The sequence below is a fragment of the Shewanella sp. HL-SH2 genome (assembly GCF_051164935.1).
GTDB lineage: Bacteria > Pseudomonadota > Gammaproteobacteria > Enterobacterales > Shewanellaceae > Shewanella > Shewanella glacialimarina.
This window is the reverse complement of sequence record NZ_CP195035.1, coordinates 2191984-2209812: the sequence shown is the minus strand read 5'-3', so window position 1 is coordinate 2209812 and position 17829 is coordinate 2191984. Positions and strand designations below refer to the sequence as shown.

The 17829-nt window shown below is 43.0% G+C and carries 14 protein-coding genes and 1 pseudogene; 3 read left to right on the top strand and 12 right to left on the bottom strand.

All coding sequences use genetic code 11. The features are described from left to right. Window positions 1–11: 11 nt before the first annotated feature. Complete coding sequence (locus ACRWP9_RS09625; protein WP_434925838.1) at window positions 12–404, bottom strand: YbaY family lipoprotein; 393 nt, start codon at window positions 402–404, stop codon at window positions 12–14. A 155-nt stretch (window positions 405–559) separates the two neighbouring features. On the opposite strand from ACRWP9_RS09625, the gene ACRWP9_RS09620 reads away from it, so the two are divergent. Continuing rightward, complete coding sequence (locus ACRWP9_RS09620) at window positions 560–1309, top strand: SDR family NAD(P)-dependent oxidoreductase (RefSeq protein WP_434925837.1); 750 nt, start codon at window positions 560–562, stop codon at window positions 1307–1309. A gap of 67 nt (window positions 1310–1376) precedes the next feature. Here the strand turns inward: ACRWP9_RS09620 and ompW are convergent, their stop codons facing one another. Beyond that, window positions 1377–2024: an outer membrane protein OmpW gene (ompW, locus tag ACRWP9_RS09615; protein ID WP_434925836.1), complete on the bottom strand. Its 648-nt coding sequence runs from the start codon at window positions 2022–2024 to the stop codon at window positions 1377–1379. Window positions 2025–2272: 248 nt separating this feature from the next. Beyond that, window positions 2273–4225 (bottom strand): monovalent cation:proton antiporter-2 (CPA2) family protein, encoded by a 1953-nt coding sequence (locus ACRWP9_RS09610; protein ID WP_434925835.1) that lies wholly within the window; start codon window positions 4223–4225, stop codon window positions 2273–2275. A 160-nt stretch (window positions 4226–4385) separates the two neighbouring features. Here ACRWP9_RS09610 and dgcS point away from each other — a divergent pair, with 160 nt between their 5' ends. Further along, window positions 4386–5273, top strand: coding sequence for a diguanylate cyclase DgcS (gene dgcS, locus ACRWP9_RS09605; protein WP_434925834.1), 888 nt, complete (start codon window positions 4386–4388; stop codon window positions 5271–5273). Window positions 5274–5360: 87 nt separating this feature from the next. Here the strand turns inward: dgcS and ACRWP9_RS09600 are convergent, their stop codons facing one another. Next, window positions 5361–6692, bottom strand: coding sequence for a RimK family protein (locus ACRWP9_RS09600; RefSeq protein ID WP_434925833.1), 1332 nt, complete (start codon window positions 6690–6692; stop codon window positions 5361–5363). 194 nt (window positions 6693–6886) lie between these two features. Between ACRWP9_RS09600 and ACRWP9_RS09595 the strand changes: the two genes are divergently transcribed. Further along, window positions 6887–7981, top strand: coding sequence for a peptidase C39 family protein (locus tag ACRWP9_RS09595; protein ID WP_434925832.1), 1095 nt, complete (start codon window positions 6887–6889; stop codon window positions 7979–7981). A 546-nt stretch (window positions 7982–8527) separates the two neighbouring features. Here the strand turns inward: ACRWP9_RS09595 and ACRWP9_RS09590 are convergent. The 8 genes and pseudogenes from ACRWP9_RS09590 to lpxD all read right to left on the bottom strand — a co-directional run bounded on the left by ACRWP9_RS09590 (window position 8528) and on the right by lpxD (window position 17804). After that, entirely contained in the window at window positions 8528–8662 is a 135-nt protein-coding gene (locus ACRWP9_RS09590) for a TilS substrate C-terminal domain-containing protein (RefSeq protein ID WP_434925831.1), read from the bottom strand. Then, complete coding sequence (gene tilS / locus ACRWP9_RS09585) at window positions 8623–9906, bottom strand: tRNA lysidine(34) synthetase TilS (protein WP_434929008.1); 1284 nt, start codon at window positions 9904–9906, stop codon at window positions 8623–8625. Before tilS ends, ACRWP9_RS09590 begins: the two co-directional genes overlap by 40 nt. 111 nt (window positions 9907–10017) lie before the next feature. Then, window positions 10018–13494, bottom strand: a complete 3477-nt coding sequence (gene dnaE, locus ACRWP9_RS09580) for a DNA polymerase III subunit alpha (protein WP_434925830.1) — start codon at window positions 13492–13494, stop codon at window positions 10018–10020. Between the two features lie 197 nt (window positions 13495–13691). Further along, entirely contained in the window at window positions 13692–14327 is a 636-nt protein-coding gene (rnhB, locus tag ACRWP9_RS09575) for a ribonuclease HII (protein ID WP_434925829.1), read from the bottom strand. A gap of 26 nt (window positions 14328–14353) precedes the next feature. Then, entirely contained in the window at window positions 14354–15502 is a 1149-nt protein-coding gene (gene lpxB, locus ACRWP9_RS09570) for a lipid-A-disaccharide synthase (protein WP_434925828.1), read from the bottom strand. Between the two features lie 8 nt (window positions 15503–15510). Further along, complete coding sequence (gene lpxA / locus ACRWP9_RS09565) at window positions 15511–16281, bottom strand: acyl-ACP--UDP-N-acetylglucosamine O-acyltransferase (protein WP_434925827.1); 771 nt, start codon at window positions 16279–16281, stop codon at window positions 15511–15513. Further along, complete coding sequence (fabZ, locus tag ACRWP9_RS09560) at window positions 16278–16739, bottom strand: 3-hydroxyacyl-ACP dehydratase FabZ (protein WP_226410296.1); 462 nt, start codon at window positions 16737–16739, stop codon at window positions 16278–16280. Before fabZ ends, lpxA begins: the two co-directional genes overlap by 4 nt. Before the next feature lie 49 nt (window positions 16740–16788). Next, window positions 16789–17804, bottom strand: a pseudogene (gene lpxD, locus ACRWP9_RS09555) (UDP-3-O-(3-hydroxymyristoyl)glucosamine N-acyltransferase). Window positions 17805–17829 lie beyond the last annotated feature (25 nt).

Genomic DNA, 17829 nt, shown 5'->3' with positions numbered 1-17829 from the left:
TACCGCTAAAATTATCGCTTTACCAGATCAACAACCACTGTTAATGGTTGTGGATTATTGATATCTACGGGATAAGATTGCGTATTAATAAACCACAATTCATCGGCAACAGTGATCCGTGCACTGATGGCATAACGATGGCCTGTTTTAAAAGCATCCACTGGTACTAAAAACTCGAAAGGCGTGACACCTGTTACCGGGCTAATTTCATATTCCGCTAAAATTTCAGCCTTAACATCTTGCAATGACACGTCCTGTAATTGGATTTGGATCACAGAATCAGCAGGTAGTGCAATGCGTTGTTTATATAACACTTCACCTACTATTTGGCTATTTTGAGGCGAGGTTTGGCACCCTGATATAGCCGCAATCATAGCTATAACGCACATTATCTGTTTAATCATGACTCACCTGCTTTTATTAAGTGACGTCGCATTATAATACATTAAGACGTCTAGAAGTCTACACTTCCGATATTGAAAAATTTTCGTGCTTGTTATCCACGGAGGTTATTTCTATCATAAACCTATCTTTAGGAAATTGAGCGCCAATTACCCCCATGACCACCATCGCAACCGCTATGATTATTGGTGCTAGCTCGCAGCTAAGTAAAGAATTAGCCCGCCAGCTTGCTACTCAAAAGGTAAAATTGTTGTTATTTGTACAACAACCAGAGCTGTTAACCGAATTTGCTCAAACACTGCCAGTGTCAGTAGAGGTCTTACCGCTTTCGATTGCCGAGCCGGCAAAGTTAATAGAACAAATAACCACAGCATGGCAACAGGAAAATGGCGCCCATTTGGTGATAGTCAATACCGGCATGAATGGTTACGATGCCACCCTTCCCTGGCAATTAGAACAAGATATTATTGACGTGAATGTAAAAGGCTTTGCCGCTATTTGCCACTGTGTATTCAAATTGATGACCGAACAAGGTTACGGTCAGTTGGCAGCGATTAACTCAATAGCAGGGCAGCGAGGCGGGCCAAGCATGGCTTATCATGCGTCTAAAGCCTTTGCCGCTAATTATTTTGAAGGCTTAAGCATGCATGCGCAGCGTTTAAAGCTACCTATTACCATTAGTGATATTCAATTAGGCTTGTTAGATAAAGCAGCATTGCAACAAAATCAGTTTTTATTAGCCCCTTTAGATAAAGTCGCTAAACAAATTTTGATTGCTTTGCAAAAGGGAAAACGCCGGGTATATGTGACCAAACGTTGGCGTTTTGTTGCTTGGTTAAATCGCTTATTACCCGAGTATATTTATAATACTCGTCATTGGAAGCCGAAAAAAAACCAGCGTAAATAACACCATTACGCTAAACGAAAATAGGAGCCATTTGGCTCCTATTTTTATACAGCTTGATTACGTGTTATTAGAACTTGTAACCAACGCTAACCATATAAACCCATGGGTTGATGTCGGTATCAACTGAAAGCGCTGTGCCACCAGCAGTGAAGTTTACATCGGTTGATATATCTGCATACCAGATAGAAGCATTAACTAACCATGCTTTATTGATATTGTAGTCTAAACCTACTTGTGCTGCTAAGCCCCAAGAATTGGTTAAGCTCAGGTTATCTAGGCCTAAATCTTTTGCCTCTTGAGTAAAGTCATTATCAAAGAAATTAGTGAAGTTAACACCTACGCCAACATAAGGACGTAATTTAGATTGAGCATCACCAAAATAGTACTGTGCTACTAAGGTTGGTGGTAAATGCTTAGTTTCAGCAATCTTACCTAAAGCCCCTAATGATACTTCATGACTAAATGGTGTTGCCGCTAGTAATTCAACGCCCCAGTTGTCAGTTAGCATATAACCAAAGTTCAAACCGATTTGCATGTTGTTATCAACACCAAACTCAGCCACATCAGCAACAACTGGGCTAGACTCATTTGGAGCAACCACAACCGCACCCGCTCTGAAAATAAAATCCCCTGCTTGATGAGCAACTGCTACAGAAGAAACACCGGCAGATAATAAACCTGCTGCAACTAAACCTAGGGCCATTTTTTTATTCATCTTCATACTCCATTAGGGTAACAACTAGATGCTTTACAATACATCCTTAACATTTGCCGTCACTCTGCCAGAATTATTTATTAACATCATTGATTTAGATCAATGATTCTAGCTACACATTTAGGGGTATAGCTAAATGATAAATTTCCTTGATTTAGATCACAGTTAATTAGCTACACACACCTTTAATTCCTATGTAAATAAACATGTCGCTGCGTCAATAAATAAGCTTGATGTCCGAGTTAAAATCATCCTTGTAATAAATATTCTTCGGCTTTTTCAATACTGCGAGGTTTACCCACAAGCATTAAAATATCATTACGGCGAAATACCCAGTCATCTGGTGCGGGCTCAATTTCAGAGCCTTTTCTTCGCACGGCTCGAAGCTCAACCTCCAATTGATGCCATGGAATGTCAGCGACTTTTTTACCAACACTGCTGGCGCTTGTACTTAACGACACTGCATGCAATAAGTCCAAAGTGAAATCGGTTTCAGTACCAGAAAAGAATCCATGCAGGTACTGGTAATGATTACGTCTTTCAGATTCAAGCCGCTTAATAATACGCGGTAAGGGGACGCCGCACTTATAGAGCACTTGCGACACTAACATCAGACTACCTTCAAGCGACTCAGGTATAACCTGTGTTGCCCCTGCCTCTTTGAGCCCTTTAAGGTTAGAGTCATCTCGGGTGCGGATAAGAATTTTAGCATCAGGGGCTAATTTTCGACTTACCGCTAACGCCTCCTCTGCTTGACGCTCTTCGGTGAATGTCACCACAACCATGCTGGCCTGGCGGATCCCAATTCGCTTTAAAATGCCCATTTTACAGGCATCGCCAAAATACACCGGCTCACCTGCTGCTCGAGACTCTGTAACACGAATAGGATCAAGGTCTAACACAATGTAATTAATCGCTTCGGTTTTTAAGAAGCGTGCAATAGTTTGCCCTACACGGCCGTAGCCTAAAATCACCACAAAGTCTTCATCATCGCCGCCAGGTAAAGTAATGGTTTGCGACTCCATGCTTTTAGATGGTTTTCCGCCCTTAAACTTCTTGGCAATATCGACACTGTGACGGATTAACCAGGGGGCAAATGACATTGAAATAACGGCTACTGCAACTAATACAGTGCTAACTTCAGTGTCTAATAACTGATAGTTAACTGCCAAGGCCAACAACACAAAACTAAACTCACCGACTTGCCCCAAACTGATGGCTGTGCTTAATGCCACTTTGGCGTGTTCACCCGCCAGCTTTAACAAGCCATACACGATTATTATTTTAAGTGCGACAACGGCAATCAAGATGGTCAATATTTGCCACCAATATTGCATCACCAAATTAAAGTCCAGCATCATCCCTATCGAGATAAAAAATAGCCCCATCAGCAAATCTCTAAATGGGCGAATATCGGCTTCTAACTGGCGACGATACTGGCTTTCTCCAAGTAGCATACCGGCAATAAACGCCCCTAATGCCATCGATAACCCTACCCACTGGGTAAATGCCCCCGTCAATAAGGCAACAACTAAGGTCGACAACACAAATAACTCATTTGAACGTGAGCGAGCGACTTCATCAAAAATACGCGGCAAGACCCACTTACCAAATGACATTAATCCCAAGAAGGCCAAAATACCGGTCAGCAGAGCATACGCAATGCTATTTAAACTCATCTGGCTGCCATCATTTGCCAGTAAGGGTAATAATATTAACATGGGTACTACGGCTAAATCTTGAAATAGCAAAACACTGACCGACAACTCGCCGTGGCGTCGTCTTAGCCAGCCTTGCTCGTTCATCAGTTTCAGTACAATGGCGGTAGAAGATAATGCGATAGCCGAGCCAATAACCACAGCAGCAACCAAATTCTGGCCTAATAGGTAAGCCACACCACCGGCTATAAAAGCGGTGACAATAACTTGCGCACTGCCTAAGCCAAATACAGTACGGCGCATTGACCATAAACGCGGAACAGAAAACTCAAGACCTAAGGTAAACATTAGCAGCACCACGCCAAGCTCGGCAACATAGTGCACTTCATGTTGAGTGAACCAGTGAAAACCACTAGGACCACTTATCACCCCAGTCAAAAGATAAGCAAGAATAGCTGGCAGTCCTAAACGCCCTAAAATAGCAATCGTCGCAATGGCGATGACTAACATGAACAAAATATGAATAAACATATTGTTTTCCATAGGCAAAAAAACTCCTTGTCAAGAAACTGTCGAAAAGCGTTACATCTTGTTTATCAGAATGACAACTAAATTACAAATACTTAAAAAACATAGGGAAATTACTTTAGGCATACAACTTGCTTAATACCCGTATCACAGTGTAACGTTTTGGAGTAACCCTATGGACTTTGCTATTGCAACCGAACTTTTCCCAGAAGAATATGGGTATAGGTCAAACACCTATCTACGAATGGAGCCTGAACTTGATTTAGTCCAAGTCATCCAGCAATTACATGCAAGTTTAGATCCTCGGACAGTATTTGCCTGTTATGGCAAAATTGTCGGTCAACATTTGCCGATAAAAGCCCTGCAACTGTTCACAGCAGATCAAAAGTTTACCTGGGGGCGTCATAATGGTATTGAGTTAGTGCGTCATATCAAAACTGAATCCGACACGCTAAAGATACATTACTATCTTTCTGTACCGCTCAGCCCAATACAGATGAAACTACTTAACCATATTGAAGCATTAACACTGCAGCCATTTAGTAATGCACTTAAGTATCAACAGGTATCTAACCAGGCTATGTTTGATGCATTAACAGGCCTTGGTAACCGTTATTACTTTAGAAAGGCAATGCATAAAAGTATTGCCAGAGCACAGCGTAAACAAGGCCATGTGTCGTTAATCGTATTAGATTTAGATAAATTTAAACAACTTAATGACCAATTTGGTCATACTGTTGGCGATAACGTGCTCACAGGCTTTGCCGCACTAATAAATGATTCAATACGAGATACCGACCAGGCATTTCGTATTGGTGGCGACGAATTTGTTGTTATCACCGAAGGTGGCTCATCCGCTGCAAGCTTAGTATGCCAACGCATTATTGATAACTTACCTCAGCACCCAGAACTGATGGAATATAATGTTAAGTGTAGCTTAGGTATTGCTCAATCGCGTACCAAAGAAGATCTAACAACACTTTATGAGCGTGCCGATAAAGCCATGTACAGTGCAAAAGCTGCTGGCAGAAACTGTTTTAGAATTTGTGCTGATACGCAATAGCTAGCATAAAAATCACAATGACCACAGCCTTACTCCTCTGTGGTCATTGTCTAGATTATCCGTCATATATTGACTTTGTTATCGGTATTACAACCCTCTAAGCTGAATACGCCTTAAAAATTCTGTCATCACTCTATCGTAAACTAAATCCCCCAAAAACAAATCCTCTACCCCATGGTCAATACTCGGGTTATCGTTAACTTCAATCACAAATGCTTTACCGTCAATTTCTTTTAAATCGACACCGTATAAACCTGCACCAATTAAATTAGCCGCTTTACTGGCCGCATCAATCACTTGCTGAGGCACCATCTTTAAGTCCACACAATCAAAGTCACCACTGCTCACACGGCCGCTTTGATGATGTTGATAAATTTGCCAATGGCCTCGGCTCATAAAATAGCGACAAGCATAAATAGGCTGACGATTTAATATGCCAATACGCCAGTCATAATCTGTTGGCATAAAGGCTTGGGCTAAAATAAGCGCACTGTGTTCAAAAATTTTATTCGCTTGTTCAATCAAGGTTTCTCTGTCTTTAACTTTTAGTACTCCAAGCGAAAAAGCCCCATCAGGCACTTTAAGCACCGCGGGCAAACCTATGGTTTCAATAACATTATCGACCCAGTTTTCATCAGACTTTTTAAAGATCAAACTTTTAGGAACCGGCACTTTATGTCGATTCAATAGCTCAGTTAAAAACACCTTATTAGTACATTTCATAATGGATTCAGGGTCGTCCATTACCACTAACCCTAACTGCTCTGCCGCTTTAGCGAAGCGATAAGTGAAGTTACTAATATTAGTGGTTGAGCGAATAAACAAGCCATCAAACTCACTCAGCCGAGCTAAATCGCGGGAGCCAATTTGCACTAAATCCATACCGATACGGTTGGCTGATTTAGTAAATAATTTAAGCGCTGCCTTATCTGATGGAGGCATTTTTTCATCTTCATCCACCAACATGGCAATTTCATAGCGATAGCGCTTAGCCGCTTTAGGTAACTTCCATACCTTTTGCGAAAACACTTCTAAGTACTTAGCAAACAAATCCTGCTCAACGTCAGTTAAGTTTTGAAAGGCCGCTGGTTCAATAGTATCCACTTGCCATTTATCTGACTGTTTAGATAAGCGCACTTCTAGGATAGGTACAGTGAATCGTTCAAAAATTTTACGGGCGATTTTTTCTAATGCTGGGTTGTCACAATAACCGAAAAAGATTTTCATCGAGATATCATTAACGGTAGCGGCTAATTTATCTAATCCGGACTGAGGCAGGCTAAAAAATCGGTCTTGGGACAAATCATTAATGGTCATAACCCGAGGTATCACCCTGTGCCCACGCGCTTCAGCCATTAACGAACAATAATATCCGGTGCTTAAATAATCATAACTACGGCACAAGTTAATCACTTGCATAGCACCTTTATCTCAGTAGGCGCCCATATTTAAATAATCGTGAACAGTGACCATGTTGTCACTTGGAAGATAAGGACGCCAATCACTTGCGTCATCGGTAACAATTAAAAACTGAGCCATAAATATCTATTGCCTCTTGTGTGGTTTAGCGCGTAAATTAAGTCACTATCGTGTTTACCAATCCGAGCATATTCATGCTGCTGCGTCAAGCTATTCTAAGCGACCTCCCCCAACTCAATACCCTTGAAACGAATGCGTTTAGTGGCGACAAAATCAGTTCTCGACAAATGAAACGCTTTATTAATTCACCATTAGACTGCTTATTAGTCGCCGAAATCGACGGTATCATCGCCGCTTATGCATTGGTGCTTTTTCATCGTGGTACTCGCCTAGCAAGGCTGTATTCAATTGCCGTAGCGGCTGAATTTAGAGGCCGTAACATTGCCTTTGAACTTGTTACCCGCTGCGAGCAAACGGTGGTCGAACGTGGCTTCATTACATTACGCCTAGAAGTAAGAAACGACAATATCGCCGCCAAAAATCTTTATTTAAAAATGGGTTATAAGGTACTAAAAACCTTAGTCCATTATTACGATGATTTGGCCGACGGCGTGCGCATGCACAAACGCTTAGACCCACCAGGGCCAAGTAAAGTCATCAAGATGCCTTTGTACGTGCAAACCACTCCTTTTACCTGTGGTGCCGCCTGCCTAATGATGGCCATGAGCGCCGTAAATCATCGTTACCAACCTAGCCGCATTGATGAGTTATGCATTTGGCGTGAAGCCACCACTATTTTTATGACCAGCGGCCATGGGGGTTGCAGTGTGCATGGTTTGGCTTTAGCAGGGGTAAAACGCGGGTTACAGCTTGAGGTTTACAGCCAATCCACTTCAGTGCCTTTTATTGACAGCGTACGTGACAGCAATAAAAAAGAAGTGATAACCCTAGTGCACAATGAATTTTGCCAGCAACTGACCAGCCAGGGCATTCAAATGCACAATGCATCGCCAAGTTTGGCTCAGCTTCGAGACTGGATAGATAACGGATATGCGGTCTTACTGATGATCAGCACTTATCGCTTTAATGGCGAAAAAGGCCCACATTGGGTCATTCTAAGTGGGTATAACGAGCAGTTCATGTTTATTCACGACCCGTATGTTGTCGCTCAAAAAGATGCGATTAATGCCGCTTATGTGCCGATAAGCCAATCTGAGTTGGCGCAGGTAATGCAATATGGCAAACAGAAATTAGTGTCTTGTCTAGTAGTTAAATTGGCGTTGGCTTAATCGTAAAGTTTTTTATGGCCTACCGTCACAGCAGGCTTTTTCAAACTTCGTTTGAATTGTGAACTCAAGGTTCCAGCTTCATCAGACTAAATTTACTGCCGTTCAGGTAGTGTTGTTGACTTGGGATCCAGCTTCATTTCACGTCATTCCGGTAATGCTGTTGAGCCGGGATCCAGCTGTTTCTTTTGTTGTTTGTGCTTATGGCCTGCGGCCACTAACGTCGCGACGCTTCGCCCACAGAGGGTATCACTACTCCAACGAAAGCTAGCGTGGCATCCATGCCAGGCCCACGGGTTCTCGGAATAAAGAGTCTCGACAATCTCAATTCAAACGGTAAACCGCAGCTTTTTCTTACTGTATTGTTACGAATGAAGCTAAATCGAAGAGACAATAACTCGGGTGCAGATGAGCCAGCGAGTATCCAAAACACGGATGTTTTGGTTAAGCTCACATGGATGTGCGTGCTGCGTCTCGCTGAATTATCTGCACTAGAGCCTGTGGCAGAAAATAAGTCCCCATGAACTGTTGGGCTAGCCAAACTCACAATTAAAACAAACTGATCCCTTGCTGCCCTGCTTGGGCTAAATAGCGTTTATCTACCCATAATCCGATAGCGCCAACTAAGACTTCGTCATAAAACACTAATGGAATATGCTGGCGACGCCAGGGGGGATATTGCACTCTTGCCACAGCTTCTTTAGCTCACGTGGTTTAACGCGTTGTGAACTGGCAAATTGGGGATGGCATTTAATTGAACCTGTAGCACCAAAACGAATGGTCACTTTACTGCTGGTTAATGGTAAAGCGAGTAAAGGCTTATTAATAAATGTTTCTAGCTTTATAAGGGATTGATGTTGGCCTAAATCCATTAGCAACTCGGTCGCATCGCCGTTTATAATGCTGATAAAACGATCGCTTAGTTGGGCTAATTCTGGCGTATCAAGCTCACCGGTGTTAAGCACATAAGCAACTCCAGCAAAGCGTTTAACTTGATAACTGCCCCATTGAATTGACACATTAGCATCGTCTTTGGCAGCTAACAGTTGTGACAATATCTGCTGTAATTGTGCTTGTGACGGTAAGCTAGCCCCACAGTGAAGTAAATATCCGCGGAACAGTAATGCTTGCCAGGCTTTTGTTAATTGTTCAAAACCTGTGAGCTTAAAGCCACTTGATTCAGTAAGTAATGCATCATCATCGCTTGCTAACACTAGCCATTGGGGTAAGCGATGACTGACTTCATCATCAATAACTTGCTGTTGCTCGGCGCACAAGGCTGCACTTCTGGCTGCGGTTGTGGCGATACTTGGCCAGCGTTGTTTTAAGCGTGGGATAATGTCTAGACGCAGAAAATTACGATCATAACTGTCGTCTTGATTACTTTCATCTTCAATATGGGTCAACTGCTGTTGAAGGGCAAATTGCTCTATTTGATCTCGGCTGATGTCTAATAATGGTCTGACTAACCAAGCTTGCTTATAAGCTTGTATGGCGCCCATTGCACCAAGTCCTTTAGGGCCTTGGCCGCGCTTTAATGCTAGCAATAGCGTTTCGAGTTGATCATCTTGATGATGGGCGGTAAGTAAAATATCACCTGGATTAAGATAACGCTCAAATGCTTGATAACGGGCGTCTCGCGCTTGCGCTTCTAAACTTTGCCTTGGGCCTTTATCAACGCTAACGCGCTCAATTTGTACTGGCAATTGGTAATGCCCTGCACGGGTTATGCAGTGTTGCACCCAGGTATTGGCATTGGCGCTGAGCCCATGATGTATATGAATAAGTAAACAGGCAATGTGTGGATGTTTGTGTGCCAAGGCACTCAGTCCATAGGCTAAGACTTCTGAATCAACCCCGCCACTGTAAGCCAGTACTAACTTAGCCGCGGAGTCACCCTGAACTATAGTCAATTGATAAAGAGGCATTACCGCTTGTTCTAGTAAGCTCAGTAATTGCTCTTTGGTCATGTGCGCTGAAGCTAAACTATTTGAAGCAGGGTTACTCGAAGCTAAGTTATTCGCTGTCATGGTGCACGCCTAGTTAAAGACAATTTTAACATTAGTGGAACCCAGTTGTGTTTCTAGGGCCAGCATCAAATCATCTGATGGATTAACGCGCCATTCATCACCTAGCACTAACCTTCCTGCAGCTGCATTTTTGGTATAATTTATCACTACTGGCACAGCGCCTGATTTCCACGGCATTAGTATTTGCTGAAAATTCGTTAACCATTCGGGCGATAATATATCTGCATGGATATTGAGTTCAACCGCTTTAGCAAAATGGCTTCTTGCTTCACCAATTTCAATGATATTACGGCCATTCATGCGATTGCCACCGGCAAAATCATCATAGCTAACATCACCTTCACAGATTAAAATACGATCTTTTTCAAGTAAATGACCGAATTTTTCAAATGGTTCAGTGAATAACATCACCTCTAAGCGAGCACTTTTATCATCTAATGTCACCAAGCCCATCTTTGAGCCGCGCTTGGTGATCATCACGCGGGTGGCAACCACTAAACCCGCCACTTTGACCGTTTTACCGCGCTCAGTCGGGTGAATGTCTTTTAAGCGAGCTGAAGTATATTGTTTCAACTCAGCTAAATACTGATTAATCGGATGGCCGGTCAAGTACAACCCGAGGGTATCGCGCTCCCCTTCTAACCATATTTTGTCTGGCCAGGGAGTACATTCAACAAAATTTTGCTTATTATCGTCTGGCTCGTCATTAAGCAAACCAAACATATCATGTTGACCGATTTCTTGCGCTTTCGCGTGTTGCGCTGCTGCGCGAATGGCTTCAGGTAATGTGGCCATCATTGAGGCACGATGCGGGCCAAGGTCATCTAATGCACCAGCACAAATCAGTTTTTCGATAACCCGTTTATTGAGTTTTTTTAGATCGATACGGGCACAAAAATCAAATAAATCGATAAAAGGTCCATCTTTGCGCGCTTCAAGAATAGAATCGACTGGGCCTTCACCCACGCCTTTAATCGCACCTATGCCATACACAATATTCAAGTCATCATCAACGGTGAACTTGAATTGACCTTTGTTCACATCGGGCGGAATAAGCGGTAATCCCATGCGCTCGCATTCATCGACCAAGGTAACAATTTTATCTGTGTTATCCATATCAGCCGACATTACCGCGGCCATAAATTGCGCTGGATAATGGGTTTTAAGCCACAATGTTTGGTAAGAAACTAATGCGTAAGCAGCAGAATGTGATTTGTTAAAACCATAACCGGCGAACTTTTCAACCAAGTCGAAAATTTTCATCGACAAGTCGCCGTCAACGCCGTTATTAATCGCACCTTCTTTGAACGTGCCACGCTGCTTAGCCATTTCTTCGGGCTTTTTCTTACCCATAGCTCGGCGAAGCATGTCCGCGCCGCCTAGGGTATAACCCGACAGCACCTGGGCAATCTGCATTACCTGCTCTTGATACAAGATAATGCCGTAGGTCGGTGACAGTAATTCTCTTAACGATTCATGCTGATATTCAGCATCGGGATAAGATACGGCTTCACGACCATGTTTACGTTCGATAAAGTTATCTACCATGCCTGATTGCAAAGGCCCTGGGCGGAAAAGTGCTACCAGTGCAATCATGTCTTCAAAACAATCGGGCTGTAGACGTTTAATCAGATCTTTCATGCCGCGAGATTCTAACTGGAATACTGCGGTGGTTTCATAACGTTGTAGTAATTTAAAGCAAGCGGGATCGGCCAGCGGAATCGCTTCAATGCGAACCGGTTCTTTACCTTGTTTGGCTAGGCGCGGATTGATCATCTGCAATGCCCAGTCAATAATGGTTAAAGTACGTAAACCCAAGAAGTCGAACTTAACTAAACCGGCGGTTTCTACGTCATTTTTATCAAACTGAGTGACCGGGTTTAAGCCTTCTGCATCACAATATAGTGGCGCAAAGTCCGTTATACGAGTCGGCGCAATAACCACACCACCGGCATGCTTACCAGCGTTACGCGTCACACCTTCTAAGCGGCGACACATGTCGATAAGCTCTTTGACATCTTCATCAGCGGCGTAGGCTTCAGGCAGCGCAGGTTCCACCTCAAACGCTTTAGCCAGTGTCATGCCGGGTTCTGCGGGGATCATCTTAGTTAGACGTTCAACAAACCCATATGGATGACCTAATACACGGCCAACATCGCGTACAACCGCTTTAGCCGCCATAGTACCAAAGGTAATAATTTGCGATACCGCTTCACGGCCATACAGCTCGGCTACATGGTCGATAACCTCATCGCGGCGATCCATACAAAAATCGACGTCGAAATCGGGCATGGATACACGTTCAGGGTTTAAGAAACGCTCGAACAGTAAATCATATTCAAGGGGATCTAAATCAGTAATTTTAAGCGCATAAGCGACTAACGATCCCGCACCTGAACCACGACCAGGGCCAACGGGAATGCCTTGATCTTTACCCCATTGAATAAACTCCATCACAATTAAGAAATAACCCGGGAATCCCATTTGGTTGATGACTTTCAGCTCGATTTCTAGGCGCTCATCGTACTCAGGCCTTCTTTGGGCTCTCACGGTTGGATCTGGAAATAAAAACTCAAGACGCTCTTCCAACCCTTTAACTGACGCGGCAACCAAGAAGTCTTCTATTGATAGGTCGCCCGTTGGAAAGTTCGGCAGAAAGTATTCATATAATCTAATGGTAACGTTACAGCGTTTGGCTATTTCGACACTATTGCTAATCGCTGAAGGAATATCTTTAAAAAGCTCACACATTTCATCTTCGCTACGAAGATACTGGGCGTTACTGTAGGTTTTAGGCCGCCTAGGGTCTACTAGGGTATAGCCATCGTGAATAGCGACGCGAATTTCATGCGCTTCAAAATCATCGGCTTTTAAAAACACCACCTGGTTGGTAGCAACTACAGGAATGCCTGTCTTGGCGGCAAGTTCAACCGCCATGTGTAGATAGCGCTCTTCATCTGCACGGTCGGTGCGAATGAGTTCAAGAAAATAGCGATCACTAAAATGCGTTTGATAAAAGTTGACGAGGTCCTCAACTTGGCCTTGGTTGCCTTTTAATAAAGCTTTACCTATATCGCCCTCTTTAGCACCCGATAAAAGTAAAATCCCTTTGTTATAGGTCACAAGCCAGTCTTGATCGATAACGACTCGACCATCAACTTGACCGCGAAGATAGGCTTCACTGATTAACTGGGTGAGGTTTTGGTAACCGTCGTTATCCATTGCAATAATGGTAAGTGCACATAATTCTTTTTCAAAACCAGGCACTCGCATCCAAAAGTCAGCACCGACAATAGGTTTAATACCCACTGCATGTGCGCCACCATAAAACTTCACTAAACCACAAAAGTTATTTTGATCTGTCAATGCGATCGCGGCCATCCCCTGCGCTTCTGCTGCTGCTAAGATAGGTTTCACCTTAGCGACACCATCTGTCATGGAATAGTCACTGTGGACACGCAAATGCACAAAACGAGGATCGGACATAAATAAAATTCTTATTTTTCGAAGGAAAAAAGATACAAACAATGCAGTTGAAATTATTAATCACACTAGCAAACATTCACATTACAGCCAATGCTTATTCAAACGTGGAACTATCGAGATTAACACCTAGAAATAAAGACGGCTAAGATTTAAATGGCTTCATAGCGATATGATTTAAAACATTAGCATCTAGGTAATTACTTTGCCGTGTTAGCTAAACATTCTGCAACCGGTTTAAAGTTTTTTCGATGTTCATCTATGGCACCGAACTTTGCAAGTGCTTCAAAATGTGCTTTTGTAGGATAGCCCTTATGCTTAGAAAACCCATATTGAGGATACTTGGCATCAAGCTCATCCATCTCTTTATCTCGGGTCACTTTAGCAATAATGGATGCAGCACTGATTGCAGCAACTAAGCCATCGCCTTTAATAATTGCATGGGCAGCAATGCCAAAATCAGGTACGCGATTACCATCGACTAATACCCGTTCAGGTACAATATCCAAGCCAGCAACAGCACGTTGCATGGCTAACATGGTCGCTTGTAAAATATTAATTTGATCAATTTCGGTCGGAGTTGCCCGGCCAACACTGACCGCAAGCGCATTGGCTATAATATCTTGATACAGTGAGTTGCGCCGTTTTTCAGTCAATTTTTTAGAATCGTTTAAACCAATTATGGGTTTAGTGGGGTCTAAAATAACCGCGGCGGTAACCACATCTCCCACTAAAGGACCACGGCCAACCTCATCAACACCGGCGACAATACCCTCTGAAATTATCGCCACTTGCTCTGGGGTGATCTGTTTTATCACTTGCGGGAATGTCGACATATTAGTTTGTCCTTGGCTTCAGCAAATTAATGCGCTGGCAATAATGCCACTACAGCATCGGCAGCCCGTTCGCTGGCGTTACATTTAAGTAATTGATGTAACTGCTCAAATTTTGTATTGAGTGGCGCAAAATCTTGATTAAGTTGTTTAATCACCGCATCAGCAATTAACTGCGGCTGGCAATTGGCTTGCATCAGTTCAGGCACAATTGTTTCGTTAGCCAATAAGTTAGGCAGCGAATAGTTTTTGATTTTCATCATGCGAATAGCAATGGCATAAGTAATAGGGCTAACGCGGTAAGACACCACCATAGGGCGCTTGACCAACATAGCTTCTAATGTAGCGGTACCTGATGCTAATAAAATGCAATCAGCCGCAGCCATCACTTCCCTTGAATGCCCCTCAATAAGTTCAACCTCTAAATCTGGCGCATGTTCAGCCAATGCGGCTAAAAACTGTTGCCGACGCGCTTCATTAACTAATGGCGTGACAAACTTTATATCGGGAAAATGCTGTTTAACTAACATTGCCGCTTTAACGAATGGCTCAGCGAGTTGCTTTAACTCCCCTCCACGAGACCCGGGTAAAACCGCCAAATACTCTGCATCAGGGTCTAAATTAAGTAACTTACGTGCTGACGCTTTATCACTTTTGAGCGGAATATCATCCGCTAAAGTATGACCAACAAACGTACAGGGTACGTTATGCTCATCATAAAAGGCTTTTTCAAATGGCAGTAAGGACAACACCATATTAGTGGCTTTGGCGATTTTAAAGACCCGTTTAGGACGCCATGCCCATACCGAAGGGCTAACATAGTGAACCGTTTTGATACCTCTATTCTTAAGCTTAAGCTCAAGGCCAATATTAAAATCAGGTGCATCAATACCAATAAAGCAATCAGGTTTAATGGATGTGATTTTATCTATCAAAGTAGCACGCACTTTCAATAACCGTGGCAATCTTGATAGCACTTCAACAATGCCCATCACCGCTAATTCTTCAATCGAAAACCAAGACTGAAAACCTAACTTTTCCATGCGAGGTCCACCAATGCCTACAAACTGCGCATCAGGATAGCGTTGCTGCAAGGATTTGATTAAACCTGCACCTAAAATATCGCCGGAGATTTCTCCGGCGACCATGGCAAATATACGGGGTTTTGAATCGTTCATTAGATTACTTAACGAATAATGCCACGGGAAGAGTTAGTAATAAAATCAACCATGGCTTGAACATGAGGATCATTGTCAGCATCAGGTTTTATTTCAGCTAATGCTTCTTCAATAGTTAAATTTTTACGGTATAAGGCTTTATAAGTACGACGTATAGCATGTTGGGTTTCTTTGCTAAAGCCACGACGTTTTAAACCTTCAACATTTAATCCACGAGGAATAGCTGGGCTGCCAGCGGCCATCACAAAAGGCGGCACATCTTGGAAAATAGTTGATGAACCAGCAGTAAATGCATGGGCTCCAATATGCACAAATTGATGCACACCTGTCATGCCACCTAAAATAACATGATCATGTACATGGACATGGCCTGCTATAGAGGCATTATTAGCCATAATGACATGGTTACCGACTACACAGTCATGTGCGACATGCACATAAGCCATTAACAAGTTATTTGACCCTATGCGAGTCTCGCTATTATCTTGTACCGTACCACGATGGATGGTGACAGATTCACGGATAATATTGTTATCACCCATGATTAGACGAGTCGGTTCGCCTGCATATTTTTTATCTTGGCATTCTTCACCTACAGAGGCGAATTGAAAGATACGGTTGCCTTTACCGATAACCGATGGGCCTTTGATAACAACATGCGAACTAATCCAAGTATCGTCGCCGATTTCTACATCTGCGCCAATATAACTCCAAGGTCCAATGGTGACATTGTTACCAATTTTGGCGTCTGGATGAACGAAAGCTAATTTATCTATCACGTTTGAATCTCTCTTCGGGCACACATAATTTCAGCAGAACACACCACGACTCCATCAACGCGTGCTTCGCCTTCAAATACACCAATTCCGCGGCGCTCTTTAATCATCTTCACATGAAAATGGATTTGATCACCTGGCTCAACAACACGTTTAAAACGCGCTTTGTCGATACCTGCAAAGTAATACAACACATTCGGTGATGGCTCTGTACTCATGGTTTTAAATGCTAATAGGCCTGTGGCCTGCGCCATAGCCTCTAAAATCAATACACCCGGCATAACAGGTGCAACAGGAAAATGACCTTGAAAAAATGGTTCATTTATTGTTACGTTTTTCATCGCGTGTAGATAGTCACCAACGGCGTAGTCTAACACCCGGTCAATCAATAAAAATGGATATCTATGGGGAAGATACTTAAGGATTTCTTTAATATCCATAGTGTTTAATTCGTTCGACACTCTTGTTTCCTTAACAGGTTCAATGAGAGGTTTAGTATGACAGTTAATCTTATTTTTGCGTATTCTCAAGTTGTTTAACTCGAGCAAACAATTCATCTAACTGACGGAAGCGCACGGTATTGCGTCGCCATAACTTATTCTCCATTGCTATCGTAGCAGAAGAATATACACCTTTTTCACGGATAACACTGGTCACATTAGTACCACCCGAGATGTGTACACCATCAGCGATACTTATATGGCCAGAAACACCACAACCACCACCAATAATACAATATTTACCTATCGTCGAACTGCCGGCAATAATGGTCCCGCCAGCAATAGCTGTGTTTTGACCAATCACCACGTTATGGGCAATTTGAACTTGGTTGTCAATAATAACACCGTCATGAATCTCAGTGTGCGATAACGCACCTCGGTCAACACTGGTTGAAGCACCTATCTCGACGCGATTACCAATTCTAACCCCCCTGTTTGAGGGATTTTAATCCAATTACCCTTCTCGTTGGCATAACCAAAGCCATCAGAGCCAATAACCGATGCGGAATGAATAGTACAGTCGGTACCAATATGGACATTATGGTATAGAGTCACATTAGCCCATAGGCAGCTATTTTGACCAATAATGCTAGACTCGCCAACCACAGAGCCAGGACCTATTTGCACATTATCACTTAAAATAACATTGGCACCAATCACAGCATTTGCGCCAATTGACACATTTTCACCGAGTTTAGCACTCGCATCTATTTGTGCACTTGGATGAATACCAACAGCCGCTTTAGGCGAGGTATCAAGTAATTGTGCCACACGCGCAAAACCGACATAAGGGTCAGCAACAATAATTGCTGTCCCTTTATAATCTGCTGCATCTTTTTCAGTAAGCAATACCGCACTCGCTTGAGTTGCCTCAAGTTGAGCACGATACTTACTGTTGGCTAAAAAAGATAATTGGCCTTCTATTGCATCTTCTAAAGTGGCTACACTCATCACAATTTGGGTATCATCACCGCGAACTGTGGCATTTAGCAGTTGGCCAATTTCTTTTAAAGTCACTTGTTGCATAGTGTTTCTCGCCTTAAATTCGGGC